20 protein-coding genes are annotated in these 19,009 nt (G+C 62.1%); 11 read left to right on the top strand and 9 right to left on the bottom strand.

Annotated elements, in window-relative coordinates:
- Nucleotides 1–42: 42 nt before the first annotated feature.
- Genes ORS3428_RS21990 through ORS3428_RS21940 form a run of 11 tightly spaced genes read left to right on the top strand, consistent with a single transcriptional unit; the run spans nt 43 to nt 9,798 of the window.
- Nucleotides 43–456 carry a CopG family transcriptional regulator gene (locus tag ORS3428_RS21990; RefSeq protein WP_071100406.1) on the top strand — a complete coding sequence of 138 codons (414 nt, stop codon included), beginning with the start codon at nt 43–45 and terminating at the stop codon, nt 454–456.
- Nucleotides 453–1,421: a P-type conjugative transfer ATPase TrbB gene (gene trbB / locus ORS3428_RS21985; RefSeq protein ID WP_071100405.1), complete on the top strand. Its 969-nt coding sequence runs from the start codon at nt 453–455 to the stop codon at nt 1,419–1,421. Before ORS3428_RS21990 ends, trbB begins: the two co-directional genes overlap by 4 nt.
- A gap of 11 nt (nt 1,422–1,432) precedes the next feature.
- Nucleotides 1,433–1,741 (top strand): TrbC/VirB2 family protein, encoded by a 309-nt coding sequence (locus ORS3428_RS21980; protein ID WP_071100404.1) that lies wholly within the window; start codon nt 1,433–1,435, stop codon nt 1,739–1,741.
- Entirely contained in the window at nt 1,741–2,013 is a 273-nt protein-coding gene (locus ORS3428_RS21975; RefSeq protein WP_071100403.1) for a VirB3 family type IV secretion system protein, read from the top strand. The genes ORS3428_RS21980 and ORS3428_RS21975 overlap by 1 nt, the downstream gene beginning before the upstream one ends.
- Nucleotides 2,007–4,457: a conjugal transfer protein TrbE gene (gene trbE, locus ORS3428_RS21970; RefSeq protein WP_071100438.1), complete on the top strand. Its 2,451-nt coding sequence runs from the start codon at nt 2,007–2,009 to the stop codon at nt 4,455–4,457. The genes ORS3428_RS21975 and trbE overlap by 7 nt, the downstream gene beginning before the upstream one ends.
- Nucleotides 4,454–5,179, top strand: coding sequence for a P-type conjugative transfer protein TrbJ (gene trbJ / locus ORS3428_RS21965; RefSeq protein WP_071100402.1), 726 nt, complete (start codon nt 4,454–4,456; stop codon nt 5,177–5,179). Before trbE ends, trbJ begins: the two co-directional genes overlap by 4 nt.
- Nucleotides 5,180–5,211: 32 nt before the next feature.
- Nucleotides 5,212–6,534 carry a P-type conjugative transfer protein TrbL gene (gene trbL, locus ORS3428_RS21960; protein ID WP_071100401.1) on the top strand — a complete coding sequence of 441 codons (1,323 nt, stop codon included), beginning with the start codon at nt 5,212–5,214 and terminating at the stop codon, nt 6,532–6,534.
- Entirely contained in the window at nt 6,535–7,266 is a 732-nt protein-coding gene (gene trbF / locus ORS3428_RS21955; RefSeq protein WP_071100400.1) for a conjugal transfer protein TrbF, read from the top strand. It begins immediately after the preceding gene.
- On the top strand, nt 7,256–8,281 hold the full coding sequence (trbG, locus tag ORS3428_RS21950) for a P-type conjugative transfer protein TrbG (protein WP_071100399.1): 1,026 nt from the start codon (nt 7,256–7,258) through the stop codon (nt 8,279–8,281). The genes trbF and trbG overlap by 11 nt, the downstream gene beginning before the upstream one ends.
- Before the next feature lie 11 nt (nt 8,282–8,292).
- Nucleotides 8,293–9,507 carry a TrbI/VirB10 family protein gene (locus ORS3428_RS21945; protein ID WP_071100398.1) on the top strand — a complete coding sequence of 405 codons (1,215 nt, stop codon included), beginning with the start codon at nt 8,293–8,295 and terminating at the stop codon, nt 9,505–9,507.
- Nucleotides 9,508–9,519: 12 nt separating this feature from the next.
- The gene (locus ORS3428_RS21940; RefSeq protein WP_071100397.1) at nt 9,520–9,798 is read left to right on the top strand and encodes a DUF2274 domain-containing protein; all 279 of its coding nucleotides are present in this window, start codon (nt 9,520–9,522) and stop codon (nt 9,796–9,798) included.
- Between the two features lie 83 nt (nt 9,799–9,881).
- Here the strand turns inward: ORS3428_RS21940 and ORS3428_RS21935 are convergent, their stop codons facing one another.
- From ORS3428_RS21935 to ORS3428_RS33780, 9 genes are all read right to left on the bottom strand, one after another.
- Nucleotides 9,882–10,319, bottom strand: a complete 438-nt coding sequence (locus ORS3428_RS21935) for a MucR family transcriptional regulator (RefSeq protein ID WP_071100396.1) — start codon at nt 10,317–10,319, stop codon at nt 9,882–9,884.
- A gap of 200 nt (nt 10,320–10,519) precedes the next feature.
- Nucleotides 10,520–12,403 carry a UvrD-helicase domain-containing protein gene (locus tag ORS3428_RS21930; RefSeq protein WP_071100395.1) on the bottom strand — a complete coding sequence of 628 codons (1,884 nt, stop codon included), beginning with the start codon at nt 12,401–12,403 and terminating at the stop codon, nt 10,520–10,522.
- Nucleotides 12,404–12,405: 2 nt separating this feature from the next.
- Nucleotides 12,406–14,373 carry an ATP-dependent nuclease gene (locus ORS3428_RS21925; RefSeq protein ID WP_071100394.1) on the bottom strand — a complete coding sequence of 656 codons (1,968 nt, stop codon included), beginning with the start codon at nt 14,371–14,373 and terminating at the stop codon, nt 12,406–12,408.
- A 57-nt stretch (nt 14,374–14,430) separates the two neighbouring features.
- The gene (locus tag ORS3428_RS21920) at nt 14,431–14,910 is read right to left on the bottom strand and encodes a hypothetical protein (protein ID WP_071100393.1); all 480 of its coding nucleotides are present in this window, start codon (nt 14,908–14,910) and stop codon (nt 14,431–14,433) included.
- A 44-nt stretch (nt 14,911–14,954) separates the two neighbouring features.
- Nucleotides 14,955–16,715: an ABC-three component system protein gene (locus ORS3428_RS21915; RefSeq protein ID WP_071100392.1), complete on the bottom strand. Its 1,761-nt coding sequence runs from the start codon at nt 16,713–16,715 to the stop codon at nt 14,955–14,957.
- Complete coding sequence (locus ORS3428_RS21910; protein WP_071100391.1) at nt 16,712–16,957, bottom strand: ABC-three component system middle component 6; 246 nt, start codon at nt 16,955–16,957, stop codon at nt 16,712–16,714. Before ORS3428_RS21910 ends, ORS3428_RS21915 begins: the two co-directional genes overlap by 4 nt.
- The gene (locus tag ORS3428_RS21905) at nt 16,954–17,865 is read right to left on the bottom strand and encodes an ABC-three component system protein (protein WP_244508058.1); all 912 of its coding nucleotides are present in this window, start codon (nt 17,863–17,865) and stop codon (nt 16,954–16,956) included. Before ORS3428_RS21905 ends, ORS3428_RS21910 begins: the two co-directional genes overlap by 4 nt.
- The gene (locus ORS3428_RS21900; protein ID WP_443136868.1) at nt 17,855–18,247 is read right to left on the bottom strand and encodes an XRE family transcriptional regulator; all 393 of its coding nucleotides are present in this window, start codon (nt 18,245–18,247) and stop codon (nt 17,855–17,857) included. The genes ORS3428_RS21905 and ORS3428_RS21900 overlap by 11 nt, the downstream gene beginning before the upstream one ends.
- A gap of 555 nt (nt 18,248–18,802) precedes the next feature.
- The coding region (locus tag ORS3428_RS33780) for a hypothetical protein (protein WP_210185693.1) at nt 18,803–19,009 on the bottom strand (207 nt) is incomplete at its 5' end.

Raw genomic sequence — 19,009 nt, 5'->3', positions numbered from 1 at the left:
TGTCGTCGCCGGCGCAATGCCGGCCTGTCGAGAACAAGCCGTATGAAGCCCCACCGCATTCGTCACCAGTTTCTGCTCGACCCCGAGCTCAGCGAGAAGCTGGACGATCTCAGCCGCGATCCATCGACCACCAAATCCGCGGTGGTGGCGAAGGCGGTGGAAGCCTTCATCGAGCGGCGTGGCGAGAACGAGCTCGACCGTCGCTACGGTGTAAGGCTCGATCGTCTTTCCCGCGACGTCGCTCGGATCAGGCACGATGCCGAGATGATCCTGGAGAGCTTGGCGCTCTTTATCCGCTTTTCGATCACGCTTCAYGCCCACACGCCGGTTCCGGACAAGGCAACGCAGGCGATCGCGCACGAGCGTTTCGACAAATTCGTCGAGCAGGTCGGCCGTCAGATCGCGTCCGGCAAACGCTCGCTTGGCAAGGAGAGTGGCGTCGGAGGGGAAGGATGAGCTCTCATCCCGAAGCCGACCACCGCCGGCGCGCGATGCTGCGCACCGCGATGGGACCGGCGATCACCGRAGCTCTCGCCGATCCATTGGTCATCGAGGTGATGGTCAATCCCGACGGCGCGTTGCGGCTCGACCGCCTCGGAGAAGGTCGGATCGATACAGGCGTCCTCATGCACCCCTCCGAGGCGGAGCGCATCATCCGCCTGGTCGCCTCCCATGTGCGAGCCGAGGCGCATGCCGACAATCCGATCGTCAGTGYCGAACTGCCATCGGGGGAGCGCTTCGAGGGTTTGCTGCCGCCTGTCGTGCTGGCGCCGTGCTTTGCGATCCGCAAGCCCGCGGCAAAGCTCTACACGCTGGCCAACTATGTCGCTGACCGCATCATGCTTCCGCTGCAGGCCGATGCGCTGAAGAAGGCGGTGCGCGAGCGGCGCAACATCCTGGTCGCAGGCGGGACGTCATCGGGCAAGACCACGCTTGCCAATGCGCTGCTGGCCGAAGTCGCCGAATGCGACGAGCGGGTGATCCTGATCGAAGACACGCGCGAACTGCAATGCGCGGCAAAGGACTGCGTAGCCTTGAGGACGAGGCGGGGCTCGGTGTCGCTTGCCGATCTCGTGCGCTCCACGCTGCGGCTCCGGCCCGACCGGATCATCGTCGGCGAGGTGAGAGGCGCCGAAGCCCTCGACATGCTCAAGGCATGGAACACCGGGYATCCTGGCGGCATCGCCACCGTTCACGCCAATTCGGCACGCTCTGCCCTCTATCGCATCGAGCAGCTCGCCCAGGAAGCTGTCGCCACCGTTCCCCGCCGTCTCATCGCCGAGGCGATAGACCTGGTCGTCTTCATCGCGGGGCGGGCAGCTTCGCGCCGCATCGACGCGATCGCCGAGGTCACCGGTCTCGACGGCACCGGCGATTACACCGTTGCCCCACTCATGCCTCCGCAACTCCAGCAATTTTGAAAGGTCGTCTCATGCGCAAGAAGCTTCGCTTTCTTTCGTCCACCGCGCTCGCGTTTCTTATCACGGCCCAGGCTTACGCCGCGGGTTCCGGCATGCCTTGGGAACAGCCGCTGCAGCAGATCCTGGAGTCAGTTCAGGGACCGGTCGCCAAGATCGTCGCGGTGATCATCATCATCACCACCGGCCTGACACTTGCCTTTGGCGACACGGCAGGCGGTTTCCGCCGGCTGATCCAGATCGTCTTTGGCCTCTCGATCGCCTTTGCCGCATCGAGCTTCTTCCTCTCCTTCTTCTCCTTCGGTGGCGGGGCGCTCATCTGATGGCCACCGGAGAACAGCATATCGAAGGCTTCGAGGTGCCGGTTCATCGGGCGCTGACGGAGCCAATTCTGCTCGGCGGTGCGCCGCGCGCGGTGGTGATCCTCAACGGCACGATCGCCGCGGCAATAGGCCTTGGCTTGCAGCAGTGGATTGCCGGATTGGTGCTCTGGCTTGTTGGCCACACGCTCGCGGTTTTTGCCGCAAGACGTGATCCGGATTTCGCCAGCGTGCTTGTCCGCCACCTTCGGCTGAGAGGGTGGCTGGCATGCTGAACCTTTCAGAATATCGCAGCAAAGCCGACCGGCTTCCCGACCATCTGCCATGGGCCGCACTCGTCGCATCGGGCATCGTGCTCAACAAGGACGGCAGCTTTCAGCGAACGATGCGGTTCCGCGGGCCCGACCTCGAGAGCGCGACGGAAGCCGAACTCGTCGGCATTTGCGCCCGGGCGAACAATGCGCTGAGACGCCTTGGCTCCGGCTGGGCTTTGTTCTTCGAGRCTGAACGGGCCGAAGCGCTGGGCTATCCAGCCTCGCGTTTTCCCGACGMGGCCTCATGGCTTGTCGACGAAGAACGCCGTGCAGGCTTCGAGGGCAAGGTCGCACATTTTGAAAGCCRCTATCATCTGACATTGCTGTTCATGCCGCCAGTGGACAGCCAGGCTCGTGCGGAAAGCGCGCTCGTCGACTCTGATCATCGAGAAGGCCAAAGAGACTGGCGCCAGGAGCTGGCCCGATTCCGTGATGAGACCGACCGCGTCCTGGATCTCCTGGCCGGCTTCATGCCGGAAGTGCGTTGGCTAGACGATGGCGAAACGCTGGCCTATCTGCACGGGACAATCTCGACCCGTCGCCATCCACTCGCCGTGCCGGAGAYGCCGATCTATCTCGACGGCATTCTGGTCGATGCGCCGCTCACGGGCGGGCTGGAGCCGATGCTGGCCGACCAGCATCTGCGAACCCTCACCATCCTCGGATTCCCGAACCTCACCCGTCCCGGAATTCTCGACGCGCTCAACTATCAGGATTTCGCCTATCGCTGGATGACGCGCTTCATTCCGCTCGACAAATCGGAAGCGACCAAGACGCTGACACGACTGCGGCGGCAGTGGTTTGCCAAGCGCAAGTCGATCGTCGCTATCCTGCGCGAGGTTGTGACCAATGAGCCGGTGCCGCTGGTCGACAGCGATGCCGACAACAAGGCGCTCGATGCCGACGAAGCCCTTCAGGCGTTGGGTGGCGATCACGTCGGCTTCGGCTATCTCACCACGACGGTGACGGTATGGGACGAGGACCGCCAAGCCGCCGCCGAAAAATTTCGCGCGGCCGAGCGCATCGTCAATGGGCTCGGCTTCACCTCGATCCGCGAAAGCGTCAATGCGGTCGAGGCCTGGCTCGGCTCGTTGCCCGGCCACGTCTACGCCAATGTTCGCCAGCCGCTCGTTCACACGCTGAACCTTGCCCACCTCATGCCGCTATCGTCGGTGTGGGCTGGCCCGGCAGCAAACGAGCATCTCGCCAAGGTTACCCAGACGGAGGCACCACCGCTTCTCTTCGCCGAGGCCAGCGGGTCAACTCCGTTCCGGCTTTCCACCCATGTCGACGATGTCGGCCACATGCTGATCGTCGGTCCGACAGGCGCCGGCAAGTCGGTGCTGCTCGCACTGATCGCTCTGCAGTTCCGACGCTATGGCGGCGCCCAGGTCTATGTCTTCGACAAAGGCAATTCCGCTCGTGCCGCAACGCTCGCCATGGGTGGAGAACACCACGCCTTAGCGGCTGACGGATCGCTCGCCTTCCAGCCGCTGCGCAACATCGACGATCCGGCCACGCGCAGCTGGGCGGCGGAATGGATAGCCAGCCTCATCGCTCATGAGAATGTCACCGTCACGCCGGAGGTGAAGGAAGCAATCTGGTCTGCACTTAGCAGCCTTGCCACCGCGCCGGCGCAGGAGCGCACGCTCACGGGTCTTTCGGTCCTGCTTCAGTCCAATGCGCTAAAGTCCGCCTTGATGCCCTACACGCTCGACGGCCCCTTCGRCCGGCTGCTCGACGCTGATGACGATCGACTGGCCCTGTCTGATGTGCACTGTTTCGAGACCGAGGAGCTGATGCACAGCCGAGGCGCCGTGCTGCCGTTGCTCACCTATCTCTTCCATCGTCTTGAAGAGCGCTTCGACRGACGGCCAACGCTGCTCATACTCGATGAGGCGTGGGTCTATCTCGACAATCCGCTCTTCGCCGCACGCATTCGCGAATGGCTGAAGGTGCTGCGCAAGAAGAATGTGTCGGTCATCTTCGCCACGCAGTCGCTTGCCGACATCGCGAGCTCGGCGATCGCGCCGGCAATTATCGAGAGCTGCCCGCAGCGCATTTTTCTCCCCAATGATCGTGCCGTGGAACCTCAGGCACGAGCCGCTTACGAGCAGTTCGGTCTCAACGAACGCCAGATCGAGCTGGTCGCCCGCGCCACGCCAAAGCGGCAGTATTATCTGCAGTCGCGGCGCGGCAACCGTCTCTTCGAGCTCGGCCTTGGCCCGATCGCGCTTGCGCTTTGCGGCGCCTCAGATCCGGCCACGCAGGCTCTCATCGACAGCGTCCTGTCCGAAGTCGGGCGGGAGAGTTTTGCCTCCCGATTTCTCAGTGCTCGCGGCCTCGACTGGGCTGCCGAGCTTCTCCAGCAATTCCGCCAACCAGACAAGGAGCAATCGTCATGATGCGGCGCCGCTTTCTCTCCGGCCTGATCACCCTTTCGCTGATCGCCAAACCGCTGGCCGACTATGTGCAGCCAGCCTATGCCCTGATCGTCTTCGATCCCTCGAACTATACGCAGAATGTGCTATCGGCGGCACGCGCATTGGAGCAGATCAACAATCAGATCCAGTCGCTGCAGAACCAGGCGACCATGCTGCAGAACATGGCGCGCAATCTTCAGAGCCTGGATTTCTCTTCCGTCGGCCAGCTTACCGGTTCGCTGCAACGGATCGACGGTTTGATGGACCAGGCGAGCGGCCTGAGCTTTGACCTGGGTAAGCTTCAGGACCAGTGGCGACARCAATATCCGGAAAGCTACGATGCCACGATCAAAGCGAGCGATGTGGCCACCGCTGCACGCGAGCGTTGGCAGAGCGCCATGCAGGCGTTCCGCCAGACCATGTCTGTCCAGTCGCAGATCGTGGAAAATGTCCGGGGCGATGGGGACTTRCTTGCCGATCTCGTCAACCGCAGCCAAGGGGCTGCCGGTGCGCTTGAGGCAAGCCAGGCCACCAATCAGCTGATCGCGCTTTCGACCAAGCAGCAGATGCAGATCCAGACGCTGCTCGCGACTCAGTTTYGGGCTGAGGCTGAGGATGCCRCCCGGAAGGCCCAGTCCGAAGAAGCCGCTCGCGAAACGACGAAGCGCTTCCTGGGCACCGGCACAGCCTATCCCGGCAACTGATCAACAGTTCATCAGACGAGGAAGGCGGCGGCATGAACGACCTTAGCGTCATCGATCGCTTCATGGAGACTTTTATCCGCTATATCGATAGCGGGTTCGGTCTGCTTTCGGGCGACGTCGCCTTCCTCACCACGATCTTAATTGGCATCGACATCACGCTTGCGGGCCTCGCCTGGGCTCTCGGCGGCGAACCCAACATTCTCGGCCGCCTCATCCGCAAGGTGCTCTATGTCGGCGTCTTCGCCTTCATCCTGAACAATTTCAAGAACCTCGCCGACATCATCTACCGCTCCTTTGCCGGCCTCGGTATCCACGCATCCTCCGGCAATCTCTCCGCCGACAATCTGCTGCACCCGGGCCKCATCGCCGCCACCGGTTTCCAAGGCGCCTGGCCGCTTCTCGATCAGGCAAGCCAGCTTCTTGGCTTCCCGGAAATCTTCGGCAACGCGCTGACCATCTTCGTTCTGCTCGTGGCCTGGTTTCTGGTCATCATCGCCTTCTTCATTCTCTCGATCCAGCTCTTCATCACCATCCTGGAGTTCAAGCTCACCACGCTGGCCGGATTCGTTCTGGTGCCCTTCGCGCTGTGGAACCGGTCGGCGTTTCTGGCCGAGCGCGTGCTCGGCAATGTGATCTCGTCGGGCATCAAGGTGATGGTGCTCGCCGTCATTGTCGGCATCGGCTCCACGCTCTTTGGCGAGTTTGCTTCGGCGCTTCAGGGCAAGGAGCCGGACCTGGCGGCGGCCATGTCACAGGTGCTAGGCGCGCTGGCGCTTCTCGGGCTCGGCATTTTTGGCCCTGGGATCGCCTCGGGTCTTGTCTCGGGCGCGCCACAACTTGGTGCCGGCGCCGCGCTGGGGACCACGGCGGCCGCTGCCGGATCAGCGCTTGGTGCCGGAGGAGCTGCCTTTGCCGGTGCGCGCATGGCAACCGGCGGCGGGCTTGCTGCCGTCAGAGCCGGCACGACGATGGGTTCGGCAGCTTCCTCGGCGTGGCAGTTGGGACGTGCAACCTCGGCCGACTCCGGCCTGTCCGGTGTGGCTGCTGGAATGCAGGGCGTGGYGGGTGCCGCCGGCGGCGCCGTGATGCGAGCAGCAGGATCTGCTGCGGGAAGCTTCAGGCCTAGCGCCAGCGCCGGACGCGAAGCTGCATGGACCGCGACCGGCGGTGCGCCGACCGCGTCAATGCCCGGAGGTCAGGCCGGTTCTGCCCCTAATACCGCGCCCAATTGGGCGAGACGCATGCGTTCCGAGCAGACCTCTCGTGCTCATCGCCACGCCGCCATGCAGGCTGTCCGCGACGGTGACAGGCCGGGCGGCAGCGCCAATCCCTCTCTCAACGACAAGGACGACTAAATGTTCTTCAAGCGACCCGTTCAACGTTACGGCAAGACGCCCGAGCCGGTCACGCCGTATCAGAAGGCTGGCCAGCTCTGGGATGAGCGCATTGGCTCATCGCGGGTGCAGGCCCGCAATTGGCGGCTCATGGCCCTTGGCTGCCTGGCTTTGACAACTGGGCTCTCCGGCGGCCTTGTTTGGCAGTCGATGCAAAGCCGCGTTGTGCCTTACGTCGTCGAGGTTGACCGTTTTGGCGAGGCGCGTGCCGTTGCACCGGCGATCCAGGACTACCAACCTTCCGATGCCCAGATCGCCTGGCATCTCGGCCGTTTCATCCAAAATGTCCGATCCGTCTCCACTGACCCAGTGCTGGTGCGGCAGAACTGGTTGGCAGCCTACGACTTTGCCACCGACCGTGCAGCGCTTTTCCTCAACGAGTATGCCAAGGTGAACGACCCATTCGGGCAGATCGGCACGCGCAGCGTGTCGGTGCAGGTAACCAGCGTGGTCAGGGCTTCCGACAGCTCGTTCCAGGTCAAATGGACCGAGCAGATCTTTGAGCGCGGCARCCTGGCCAGCACGACGCGCTGGACGGCGATCCTAACCATCGTGATCCGCCCGCCAAGCAATACCGAGCAGCTGCGTAGCAATCCGCTCGGCGTCTTCATCAACGCCATCGATTGGTCGCGTGAACTCGACAGCGCAGCACCTGCATCCGTTTCCCCGAAGGAGCCCGCCAATGACAAATAGAGCCCCATCGCTCCGCGCCGCGCTGATCCTGTCAGCGTCGGCAGCCGTCCTCTCGGCTTGCGCATCGAAGGTGCCACCACCTGAGATTTCCTATGACACGGCCGACTTCAAAGCAGCGGCAATCGAGAAGCCGCCGGAGAAGCCGGTCAAGATCGTCGAGGTGCCAAAGCCGCTCCCTTTGCCGGGTCAGCTGCTGCCTGATCCAGGCAAGGTCGGCGAAGACAAGCGCTCCCCTGAACAACGTGTCGCGGACGCCAACAAGGCGGCGACACAGCAGCCCACCAAATACGGCTATGTCAATGCGGTTCAGGTCTATCCCTTTGCCGATGGCGCGCTCTATCAGCTCTACGCAGCACCCGAGCGCGTCACCGATATCGCTCTGCAACCGGGTGAGAAGCTGACGTCAGTGTCCGCGGGCGATACGGTCCGTTGGGTCATTGGCGATACAGTGAGCGGCACTGGAGACAATCAGCGCACTCATGTGCTGGTAAAGCCTTTCGCGCCGGGGCTTAGCACCAACCTGGTGATCACCACGGAACGGCGGACGTATCACCTGCAGCTTCAAAGCACTGACAAGACCGCAATGGCGGCAATCTCCTGGACCTATAGCGAGGACCAGATCGTCGCGCTGCGCCAGCGTAACGCTCAGGCCGAAGCGRCCACGCCCGTGGCGTCGAATGTGGCGCTCGAGAACATCCGCTTCCGCTATGCGATTAGTGGCGACACGCCGCCCTGGAGACCGACGCGTGCCTTCGACGACGGCAGCAAGGTGTATATCGAATTCCCTCGCCGCATCGATCAGGGCGAGGCGCCGCCGCTCTTCATCGTCGGAGCCGACGGCAGCAACCAGCTCGTCAACTACCGCATGCGCGGCAACTATTACATCGTCGATCGGCTCTTTGCCGCCGCCGAACTGCGGCTCGGCTCCAAGCAGCAGCAGGTGGTGCGCATCACCCGGACTGACGGGCGGCAGCCGGCGCGGCGGATCTCGCCTTTTTCCCGTTTCGGCAGGTGAGGGGAGGGCCCATGACTGACACGTCCCATTCCACCGCCCCGCCGAAGCTCGATCCAGAGYAGCTGCAATTGCGCGCTTCGCCTCGTCGCGCTGTGCGTTTCAGGCGCGGCGTGATCGTCGCGATCGCGGCGCTCGGATCCGGCGCAATATTCGGCGTCACCATGGTCGCGCTTAGGGGCCCAGTTCTGCGCATCCAAGACTTGACGGAAGATCGCTACAACACCGAGCGCAAGCCGACAGCTGAAGGACTCGATAGCCTGCCTAAAGACTATTCCGCGATCAAGCCAAAGGCGCCCGTGCTTGGACCGCCACTACCCGGAGATCTCGGTCGGCCTATTCTTGAGCGGCAACGCCAGCTCGGCATCGCGCCAGGGCAGGAGACGTCCGCCGAGGAGCAGCGCCTCGCCCAGCAAGCTATCGAGGCACGCGAGTCGCAAGTCATGTTCCGGATCGACAATCGACCGAAGCAGACKGATGCCGCGAGCAACGGGCTGGGTGCCCAGCAACCATTTGAGGYACTTCCGGAACCCGGTTCCTCCCGCACGTCAGCTTCCATTGCGCCTGCCGAGGGCGACCAGAACAACCAGCAACGCAAGCTGGATTTTATTAGCCAGCGGGATACAAGCGGGATCTACAATCCGCATGCACTGCAGACGCCAGCTTCGCCCTATCAGCTGATGGCYGGGAGCGTGATCGCGGCAAGCCTCATCACCGGCATCAATTCCGACTTGCCCGGGCTGGTCGTCGCGCAGGTCACCGAGAACGTGTACGACACAGTCAGGGGCAGCACCCTGCTCGTTCCTCAAGGTTCACGCCTGATCGGCACCTATGACAGCGTCGTCGCTTTTGGCCAGAAGCGTGCTTTGCTGGTCTGGCAGCGAATAATCCTGCCCGACGGCTCATCGATCGAAATCGAAAATCTGCCGGCAACAGACACTGCCGGCTATGYAGGGCTGGAGGACAAGGTGGATTTCCACACCTGGCAGCTGATCAAGGGCGTTGCCCTGGCCACCTTGCTAGGTGTCGGCACCGAGTTGAGCTTTGGGGAAAACGAAAGCGATCTGGTCAAGGCGATCCGGCAATCCACTCAGCAGAACGTCAATCAGGCCGGTCAGCGCATCACCGAAAAGAACCTGAATATTCAGCCCACCATCACCGTCCGCCCAGGTTGGCCGCTGCGCGTCATCGTGCACAAGGATATTGTGCTTCGGCCGTACACGGGTTGAAAAGGAAGGCTCATGACAAACCTGAAATTGGGGAAGCTTCCAGACCGGACGCCTTCGAAGATCACAATCACTGTGAGCGCCGAACTGAGCCAAGCACTCAATGATTATGCCGTGCTTTACCGTCAAGCCTACGGCGAGTCTGAAACGGTGGCCGAGCTCATCCCGTACATGTTGCATGGATTTCTGGAAGGCGATCGAGCGTTTGCCAAGGCCAGAAAGGAGGGTGTACCTGCAGCCGGCGCGTCTGAGAAACCGCGCCGGCAATCAGCGTCGACAACAGACAACGCGTAGTGCGGGATGTTCCGAGGAGGCCGGTCTCTTGAAACTAGCCGCGCCGCCTCGGACGCTGCGACCTCACCGCCGGGTCTTAGGGATTATGTTTTCGCCTTACCCCTCGGCGTAGATTTCTTGGCCGGAGTAGCCTTCCTTCCCAAACCCAGTGATTTGGCCAGCGCCGATCGGGTGGCCGAATAGTTCGGAGCGACCATGGGATAATCCTTCGCCAATCCCCACTTCGCTCGGTATTCATCAGGCGTCATGCCGTGCCTGGTCGCAAGGTGGCGCTTCAGTGACTTGTATTTCTGACCGTCTTCGAGGCTGATGATGTAGTCCGGGAACACGGACCTCTTGGGATTGACCGCCGGCTTCTGAACGGGTGCTTCTACCGGAGCTGTCTGGCCAATATGGGACAATGCCGAATTCACGCTGGCGATCAAATCGGGCAGTCCAGACACTGGAACGGCGTTCTTCTGGACATAAGCGGAAACGATATCCGCAGTAAGCTCGATGAAATTGTTGGCGTCTTCGGACATCGTCACGCTCCCAATTGAAAATCAATACGCTCATATCGCCCAATTCCCGGATGCGCAACCAAGCGCCAAGCCGGCGAATGGCTACTGGGTCCGAGCGGCAGCCGCTCAAATTCTGTGGCTAGCGACCGCGGTCATCGTCGCGTGGGTGCAGTGGTTGGTCAGAACGTTGGCGATCAGCTCGCCAAGTTCGGGCGCCGCACTCATATAGCGATCTCCGGCACACCAGCGTCGGTGAGGAGCTGGTAGAGCTCGGCGACGTTGTTTCGCTGTCCACGCTCCTGACAGAAGGCGAAGATGGCGCGCTGTTTGGCCCGCGAGAGGGCCACGAAGAAGGCCGCCACGCCCTCAGGATCGCCCGGGGCATGCGACCACCATGCTTTGTCGTCGAGGCCGACGAAAACGATGGTGTCATATTCCAGCCCCTTGCTCTTGTGGACCGTCATCATCGGGATTTGATTGACGCCTTCGAATGCATCGAGGCAGGCAGTCCAGTCAGCGGCACCGTCGGCTGATGCGAAGAAATGAATGCAGAAGGCCTTGAGGATGATCGCAAGGAGATCGCCTACGCCATATTCGGGGTAGGTTCGTGCGATGGCTGCGAGATCGAGATATTCAAAAACCCGCTTGACGAAATCAGCGGCGCTGTTTCGGGAAGGCGCAGTCGCTGCCATGTCGGCTCGAAGCGAGGCAAGGAAGGCGGTCAGGTCCGCCTCGACCTTCGCTGCGCCGCCATCGTCGTCTGGGATCGTGGCGCGGAGCGCCAGGAGCGAAGACGAGGCCAATTGCCAGGCTGCCGGCGCGCGGCGGGTCGCGCCAAGCCGAAACATCGCGATCGCCAGGCGGCACAGGTCATCGGAAAGGAGATCCTGAAGCGACGTTTTTCCGAGAGCATGGCTCTCGTTCCGAATGCGTAGGCCGTGAGCCGCGAACGCTCCCGCGAGCTCACGCTCGTAATCGTCGGATTTTTGCTTGACGAGAAGCGCGTAATCGCGCGGCGAGCGCTCGCGGGCCGCCATATCATTGGCGAGCCATTGGGCGAGATGGGCGGCTTCTGCTGCTTTGGTCTGGCTGCGCCAGACCTGCGCCACGTCGCCATCGACTTCGCGCACTGCCTGAGCGAGCGTGGGCGCCGCACCCGGATCGAGCGCACGAGCAACGACATGCTGGATTGCGACCAGATCGGGCGACGAACGGAAGTTGAAGAGGAGAGGAAAACGCTCCGCGCCGAAATCGACCTGCAATCGTTGGAACGCATCTCCGCGAGCCCCTGCAAACACCATGATCCGTTGCTTGTCGTCGCCAACGCCAGTGACGATGGTCTGCCCGCCCGAGAAGGCTGAGAGGAGGAAGTCGTACTGCGAATAAGTCGTGTCCTGGAATTCGTCGACGAACACGAAGGGATAGGTGGCGACAAGCGCGCGGCGGATATGCGGATTGGCACGGAGCAGCAGCTCGGCCAATCGGTTGATTCCGACAAAGGTRAGGGCGGAAGGGTGGCCCGGCGGCAATTGCCTCGCCCACCAGCGGGCGATCGTGAACTGGGCGGCATTTTGCGGTTGCTGAGGCACGATAGGCAGGCGATAGCTGCCGAACACGCGCGGTTCGAAAACCGTCGCGCTGAAGCCCGCGATATCGGCCTGCCATTGCAGTGGCGCGCTGAGGCGAGAAAGCGTCAGGAATTCGTCCACCTGCCAAGTTTTCGGCAAGGCAATGTCGTATGGCCGAGTGGGGCGCCAATCGGTCGGAATGGCATTGAGAAACCGATCGACCAGACTCTTGGTAAAGGAGTCGAAGGTGAGCGACACAAAGCGCTCGGCGAGATCCGGAGGGCAGCGCTGCCAGACGCGCTTGGCAAGATTGCTGGCTGCGTCGGTCTTGAAGGAAATCGCCAACACGCGATGTGGGGAGGGACAAATGCCCGTCTCGAGCAGGTAGACGGCACGCTGCGCCAGAAACTCGGTCTTGCCGGCGCCGGGGCCGGCGACCACACATGCCGATCCCTCGTGCCGGAGTGCATTCCAGGCAGCTGGCTCGAGATCGTCGATGCCACGCGGGCGCCAGTCGTCTGGCGGAACGAGACGCATGATCAGGCACCCGCTGCAGGTGCAGGCGCGAGGCGGGCAACGATCGACGATAGGAGCGCTCGGAGTTCCGGCGGTGCGCCAGCGGCGAGCACAGCCGGATTCTCGTTGCTCAGAACGCGCACATGCGTGCTGGGTTTGCCGCGTCCGAGAAACAAGTAGCGATACCAGCGAAGCAAAGCGTCATGCGGCTGCCCATAGAGATTGGGCAGGCCATCCTCGCCGAGGACCGCTGTGCGCGGGTCGCCCAACGGCGAGGGGCCCTGACGACCCGGCTCGACGACCTGATAGGCGGCAGGGAAAGCCTGGAGCATGGAATAATCGAGATCGAGCGGTGTGCAGAAATAGACGTGGAAATGGTTCAGCCAACCGATCCACTGGTTAAGGCCGGCTATGTTGTCCGGCGCTAGCGCGTCGAAGCCCGCGAGACTGGCAACGGGCCCCGCGGCGTTGAGATTGGGATTGAACAGCTGCGCGGGCTGAACACCAATGGCGAGCAGCTGCGCGCAAGTCGTCTTGATGCGGCCCCATCCGCCGCCGGCGCGGCCCCAGTCGAGATCGAGCAGTGTCGCATATGGGATGTTGAGGTCCGTCAGCAGGCGCCAAAGGTGGTTCACGTGCCGGCCGCCCAGCGGAACGACCGCGACGAAGGAGCGGTCGACGTCGAGGCCCATCGTTTCGGCAAGCCGCGGCAGAACGACCTCTTCGGAGGCACCTTCGCCRAGCACGACAAAGCGCGCAAAATAAAGCTCGGGATAGGTTCGCACGGCCTCGCGGACGAACTTCGAGGCTTCTTCATCACCGGCCGGCAGGTTGATCGGGCGGATGCGGCAAGTGCGATCATGAGGATCGAGCCGGAAGTGCCTGACCTCGGGTGGATCGACCCTGCTGAGGATGCTCGGGGAGTGACTGGAGACCACGGCCTGCGCGCGTTGCCCGCTCGTAAGGTCTTTGATCTGCTTGATGATGCGGGAGAGATAGAAGGGGGCGAGATTGTTCTCCGGCTCTTCGACGGCGATAAGCGTCAGTGCCGGAAGCGGCACGCCGCCGGCCTGGAAGCCCGCGGCCGCAGGATTAGCTGCGATCCCGCCTTCCACGTCGAGCGTCGCAGCCGTCATGGCTAGATGAAAGAGCGAACGCTGCCCATCACTCAGGTCATCGAGGGCGCGCTCGCGGCCGGCCTCGTCGGGACGGAAGACGACTTCCACCTTCCGGATGAATTCCTGGAACCGCAGGTCGATCGGTCGGAAGAGCGGTGTCGTGTCGGTGCCGGCTGTGTGAACCTCCTGCCACCGACGCGTTACGGCCGCGGCAATCACGTCGACCGCAGGCTCACCAGCGAAAGCGCCGTTCAGGGTCGTGCCGGCATCAGTGAACATGTCCCGGACCCCTTGCGACCAGTTGATCGCGCGCCACAGCCTGCCACGGAGGAAGGTGGTGACTTGGGAGGCGCCGTCGCGTGTTGCGGGGACATAGATCATCTGGATGCGGGCGCGGTCGGTCGCCTTGAGYTCGGTGCAATCCGCATCCGTGAACGCACCGAATGTCCGAATTGCCCAGTATTTCTGTTCGATCGTCCCGTCGAGCGATCCGTCGTCGGTCCATGTCGCCTCAAGGCGCAGGCGACATTTCAGCTTGCCGGCCTCGTCCGCGGCCATCTGATGGAAGAACTCTGGAATGGCTGCACCGCCAGCGCCGTCCGCGCCGAGTTCGGGGAAGGAAACGATGGCCTCCAGCACGAAGCTTCGTTGCTGCGGTGCGACTACCTCGGCAGAGGGGATATGAAAATCCTGGCGTCGAAGCCGTCTTTGATCGCCGGTCACGCCGAAAAGGCGCTGCAGTGCCTGCATTACGGCGGTCTTTCCGGCGCCGTTCACGCCAACGAATGCCGTTAGCCCCGGCGTCAGATCGATGGTGAGCGGGGCAGGTCCGAAGCACCGGAAATTTGAGAGCGCGAGGCGTTCAATGAACATGGGGCGTCGTAGACCTCGTTGAAGACTGTGCGGGCTGGGCGTGGCGAGCGGTCATTCCTATTCCTCTTCACCCAGGTCCTCGAAATGGTGCGCCAGATAGGCGTGGCGGAATTTCTCGGCGATCAAGGCAAGCTCGTCTGCCAAGGCAGACACGCGGGCGATTGGATATTCGTGTGCCTTCGCAGCCAGTAGGAGGCCGTAGGAGCCGTCGAACGGGTTCTGTTCGAAATGGCCGTGGGCGAGGCGATACCGGTCGGCATTCAAGGACCGCAGGCGGGCCATGGGCAGTGCCGCGATATCTCCCACGCGCGAAGTGGTCGATAGAGCTTCAAGTGTGTCGAGGCGCGCCGCGAAGGGCCCAGTCGTGGGCGTGGCGCGCAGATGTACGGCGTTTCTCTCGCCAAGCTCCCAGGCGATGATCTGGCTCAGATAATAGTCGACCTCGTTGAAGGCGAGGATGAAGCGGCCGAGAGCAGCTTCGTAGTCGGTCCGGATGGCAGGGTCGGCCCAGGGTTCCTCGTCTTCGATTTCGTTCATCGTAACGGCATTCGTGTTCGGAGACCGGCCTCTCGAGCGGCGGTCTAGTTGAAGCGTAGCCCGAACAGTCCGCCGGTGTCGGTCGCATCCGTGAGCTTGGTGTCCATGACGTAGTCCTGGACGGCGAAGCCGCGCTGGAATCCTTCCTTGGGGAGGGCGTCGGAATTCATGGTGACGATATACTGGAAGCCCGCCGCTTCGGCACGCTCGGCGCCTAGTTGAAGGGCTTTGGCAACCTGGCGTTCATCGACGCCATCGAAGAGATGGCTGTCGTGAACGAGGAAACCCGGGCCGCGTCCCTGGCGCAAACTGATCTCGGTCAACATCAGGTCGAAGCAGAAGATCTGCATGTTCGTGATGCCCTTGCTTCGCTGACCATCGATGTGGACATCGAACTGCGGGCCGCTGCTGGTTTCGGAGATAGTCAGGCTGCCYGCCTTCTCATAGAGAGACTCGGACAGTGCCTCGAAGGCGAGGATCGCCTCGCGGATGATATCGCTGCGCTCATGGATGTCATCGCGCAACGCCTTGGTAAGATTGGCCCGTTCGATGTCGAGCTCAGCCTTGGTGCTCTCAATGCGCTCGGCGGTCTCGAGGCGCTGTCTGAGTCCCTCGACCTCGGCTTCTGCGCGGCCAGCTTCTTCGCGCAGGTTTGTGTAATGCTCAAGCGCGCCACCGGACCTGAGAACACCCATGATCTGGCGCCGGCGTCGATCGCGCTCGACCTTGCGCTGGTCGCGATCGGCGATGCGAGCCTCGGCGGACGAAATCTCCGCGTTGAGATGAGCGCGGCGGTTTTCGATGATCGTCCGGTGGAACCGCTCCACCTCGTCGAAGCGGCGACGAACCATGTCCGGAAGGACCACGCCTGCCTCTGCATACAGCTTCGTGACATCGCCGAGATCCGGCGCGGCCTCTTCGTCGAGCGATGCACGCAGCTGCTGGAGTAGCTCGCCGTCCACAATATTTTCGACATTCAGGCCATCGATTTCGCGCGTGATCTTATTGGCCTCGCGTTCGAGCTCCTTGTACTCGGGCACGACCTCGAAATTGGYGAGCTGCTGGCGCAGCCGGGTCGTGCGGGCTTCGGCAATGGTCAGCCTCGTGCGCAGGTCTGCGGCACGGCCGAAAAAGCGGCCGAGATCGCCCCCCTTGGCGGCCTTTCTCAGCTCTTGGGCGACCTTCTCCTGCCCGCGTAGTTCCTGGAATTTACCCGGAATGGTCCAGTCGAGGCCAAGAAGGTAGCAGATCGCGACTTGCTGGTTCCATGGCGGCTGAACGGTCGCATGCTGCATCGGCCGCTGGAAACCGCCATCGAGCTGACGGCGCGCGAAGTAGGAGAAGAGCGACCGGAACGAAGGCTGGAAGCGATCTTCGTCCCCGGCGCTGACAGGTAGACCGAACCACAGGGCGCCGAGATTGGCTTTCCAGTTCTCGTTGGAAAGCTCGTAGAGGCCAGCCTCGCGACTGAATTGCGGCGGGACGGGCCAGCTTTCAACATCGCCATTGACGGTGATCCGGCTCGGCTTCGCGCCGCTGCGGGCTGCGGAGATCGTTTGCTCAGCGATATCGACCGCGACGTCGAAGGTCCACTCGATCAGCTCGGGCGAGCGGAAAATGCTCTCTTTCCGAGCCTCTGCCCCGAACAGGAAATGCACCAGCTCGACAAAGCTCGTCTTGCCGGCGCCGTTGCGCGATTGGCGATCGCTGGCGCCGGCGCTCTTGTCGGCCAACAGGATGTTGAGGCCCGGCTTGAAAGTCAGCGTCTTGAAGGACGCCAGGTCACTGCTGAACCGCCGGATCATGATGYGGCCCTCCGCACGACGCCTCGGTCATAGTCAACGGCGCCAATCGTGTAGAGCAGGTCCAGCGACAGGATGAACCACTGATAGTCTATGGGCGCGTTGGGCGTTTGAAGAGAGCGACGGCCGCGCAACTCATCCCACAGGCGGGACATCGTCATCGGCCGCTTCAGAATCTCGAGCACTTCGGCGCCGACACCGATGAGGGCGCGCTCAGCGCGGACATGCTTCGTTGGGAGGATCATGAAGCCTCCAACATGATCGTCGGATCCTCGAAGATGTCGCAGCTGTCGAAGAAATACGCGAGGACAGCAAGCGCAGCTCCTTGCCGCTTAGGATCGCCGTTCATGCCCGCATAGTCCTGCAGATAGCCGAAAATCGAATCGGCGGGCAGGTCGAGGCTCTTGAGCTCGGCGTATCGCGTGCGGAAGGCTTYGGCGATTCGCTCGCCGAGGTCCGGGCGGGGGCTCTTGCGAAAGAACGTGCCGACGAGAGCGCTTTTTCGGCGCCCCATTTGAAGGAGCAGCGCACTGTCTTCCGAGAGCGCGTTCTTTTTGAGTTTCTCGAGCGACGGTGGCGTCAGAGGCGGATTGGGGTTTGGCTCCTCACGGGCGAGCTTCTCGATGATGGGGACGATGTCGGCCAGAGCCAGATGGTCAAGTACGGTGATCGAAGGGGCATGCCCGAACAAGGCCTGCATGGCCGGAAGAGCCAAGGTGAAGGCAAGTGCATGCAGCTCCGGTTCGGACCACGTCTCGATCTTGATGTCGGGATGCGCGGCGCGAAGCGCGTCGATGTGCTGCACGACCTTTGGCGGCAGACCCTCGCCGTCATTGTGGACGAAGATCCATTCGCTTATCTGGTCGCCCCAATGGGCGCGGGCACCGTGGAAATCCTCATTGATCTTGGCGATCAACTTGGTGTCGGTCATCTRCTTGGGCGCATAACACTGGAAGACCGCGCRCGTGCTGACCCGGCGCCCATCGCATTTGAGATCGCCCTGGGCGCCATAAGGGCGCACCTCTTCGAAATCCGCGCCAAAGGCATGCCCCGCAAGCTGGACGAACCAATCCTGAAACGCGATGCCTTGTTTAGTGTGGAAGGCCAGCCGGAAGTGAAGGACGTAGAAGGCGCGCTGCAAGTCATCCATCATGACGGGACTTGGCCTCGCGTGTCATGCTCCGCCGGCTGCGACCGGACCCGGGCTGTGAAATTGCTTCTCCGAGATGATGAATGCGGAGGGCAGGGYGCTTGGGGAGCCTTACGACCAGTTCGAGTTGCCCCCCAACTGCCTCGACATAGCTCCTGAGCGTCGACAGATACATGTCCGCCTGGTTCTCTATCTTCGAGACCGACGGCTGCTTGATGTTGAGCGCGGAGGCGATGTCGGCCTGCCCCTTACCGGCAATCTGCCGAAGCTCGCGCAGACCCTCTATCTCTTCCCGGCTTGCAGCCAGGTGTGGATCGCTAGCGGAATGCCGCATTACAGTCAGATCCGAAACGGCCTCGAGGCGTCGCCCCATCATGCTTCCCATTGGCTCGACGCCGTGGCTCCTTCACAAGGTCGACGATGCGCTCGCGCCTCCTTAACTCGACCGTTCGTTGGTCTAGGCAAAAACGCCGATCATAACGAATTATATAGCTGTTAGGCTATGTGGTGTCATCGGCATTTTGCGTTGACGAGCAAGATTTCCGCTCTATTCAGCGGCCCGCTAAGGCTGCAGACGGGAGTACCCTCGTTGCAGCAGGTCGCCGATTGACGCCATCTAGTCGGCAGATCACAATGAGCCAGTCAAAGACGATGGCGCRTCTGTCACTCCTGGAGTGGCAACGGGGTGCACGGCCTGCCCGAGCATCGCCTTGGGCAAAGATCTCCTTGCCGTACGGCCCACGCAATCGTTGAGCTCCTGGGAATCGAAATCGGCGAGTTGCATGTCCCCCTTCCCATGGTTGATGCGAAGTTCGGTGCCCTTACTGTGTCGGTCGAGAAACGTTAGGTTCTGCAAGCTTAAGCGGCCGCGCGAAAGAGCAATTTGAGACGGTTGCGTGCCCCCGCAACCATTTCAAATTGCCATGCTAAATCGCGCAGATCAACCGCCCCGGCTTTTTTGCGTCCGCAGGTTCTGATGGTTGCGCCCTCCTGCAACTTGCGAATTCCGCAAGTTCTGATCAAAGCCGGTCCAGGATTTGAACCTATGACCGACGCTTGAGACCGCAGCGATCGAGACTTCGGGTAGGTAAGTCAGCGGTTGCTCGCGGAAGCATACGGAACGATACGGGAAGCGTCCTGGGTTTGG

It is taken from the genome of Mesorhizobium sp. ORS 3428, from assembly GCF_001854785.1.
In the GTDB taxonomy this organism is placed as follows: Bacteria; Pseudomonadota; Alphaproteobacteria; order Rhizobiales; family Rhizobiaceae; genus Mesorhizobium.
This window is presented reverse-complemented; position numbering and strand designations above follow the sequence as displayed.

Excerpts from the sequence above, each read along its gene's own strand:
- ORS3428_RS21980 (WP_071100404.1), top strand. The coding sequence starts at position 1,433 with ATGCGCAAGAAGCTTCGCTTTCTTTCGTCCACCGCGCTCGCGTTTCTT.
- ORS3428_RS21975 (WP_071100403.1), top strand. The coding sequence starts at position 1,741 with ATGGCCACCGGAGAACAGCATATCGAAGGCTTCGAGGTGCCGGTTCAT.
- ORS3428_RS21940 (WP_071100397.1), top strand. The coding sequence starts at position 9,520 with ATGACAAACCTGAAATTGGGGAAGCTTCCAGACCGGACGCCTTCGAAG.
- ORS3428_RS21935 (WP_071100396.1), bottom strand. The coding sequence starts at position 10,319 with ATGTCCGAAGACGCCAACAATTTCATCGAGCTTACTGCGGATATCGTT.
- ORS3428_RS21920 (WP_071100393.1), bottom strand. The coding sequence starts at position 14,910 with ATGAACGAAATCGAAGACGAGGAACCCTGGGCCGACCCTGCCATCCGG.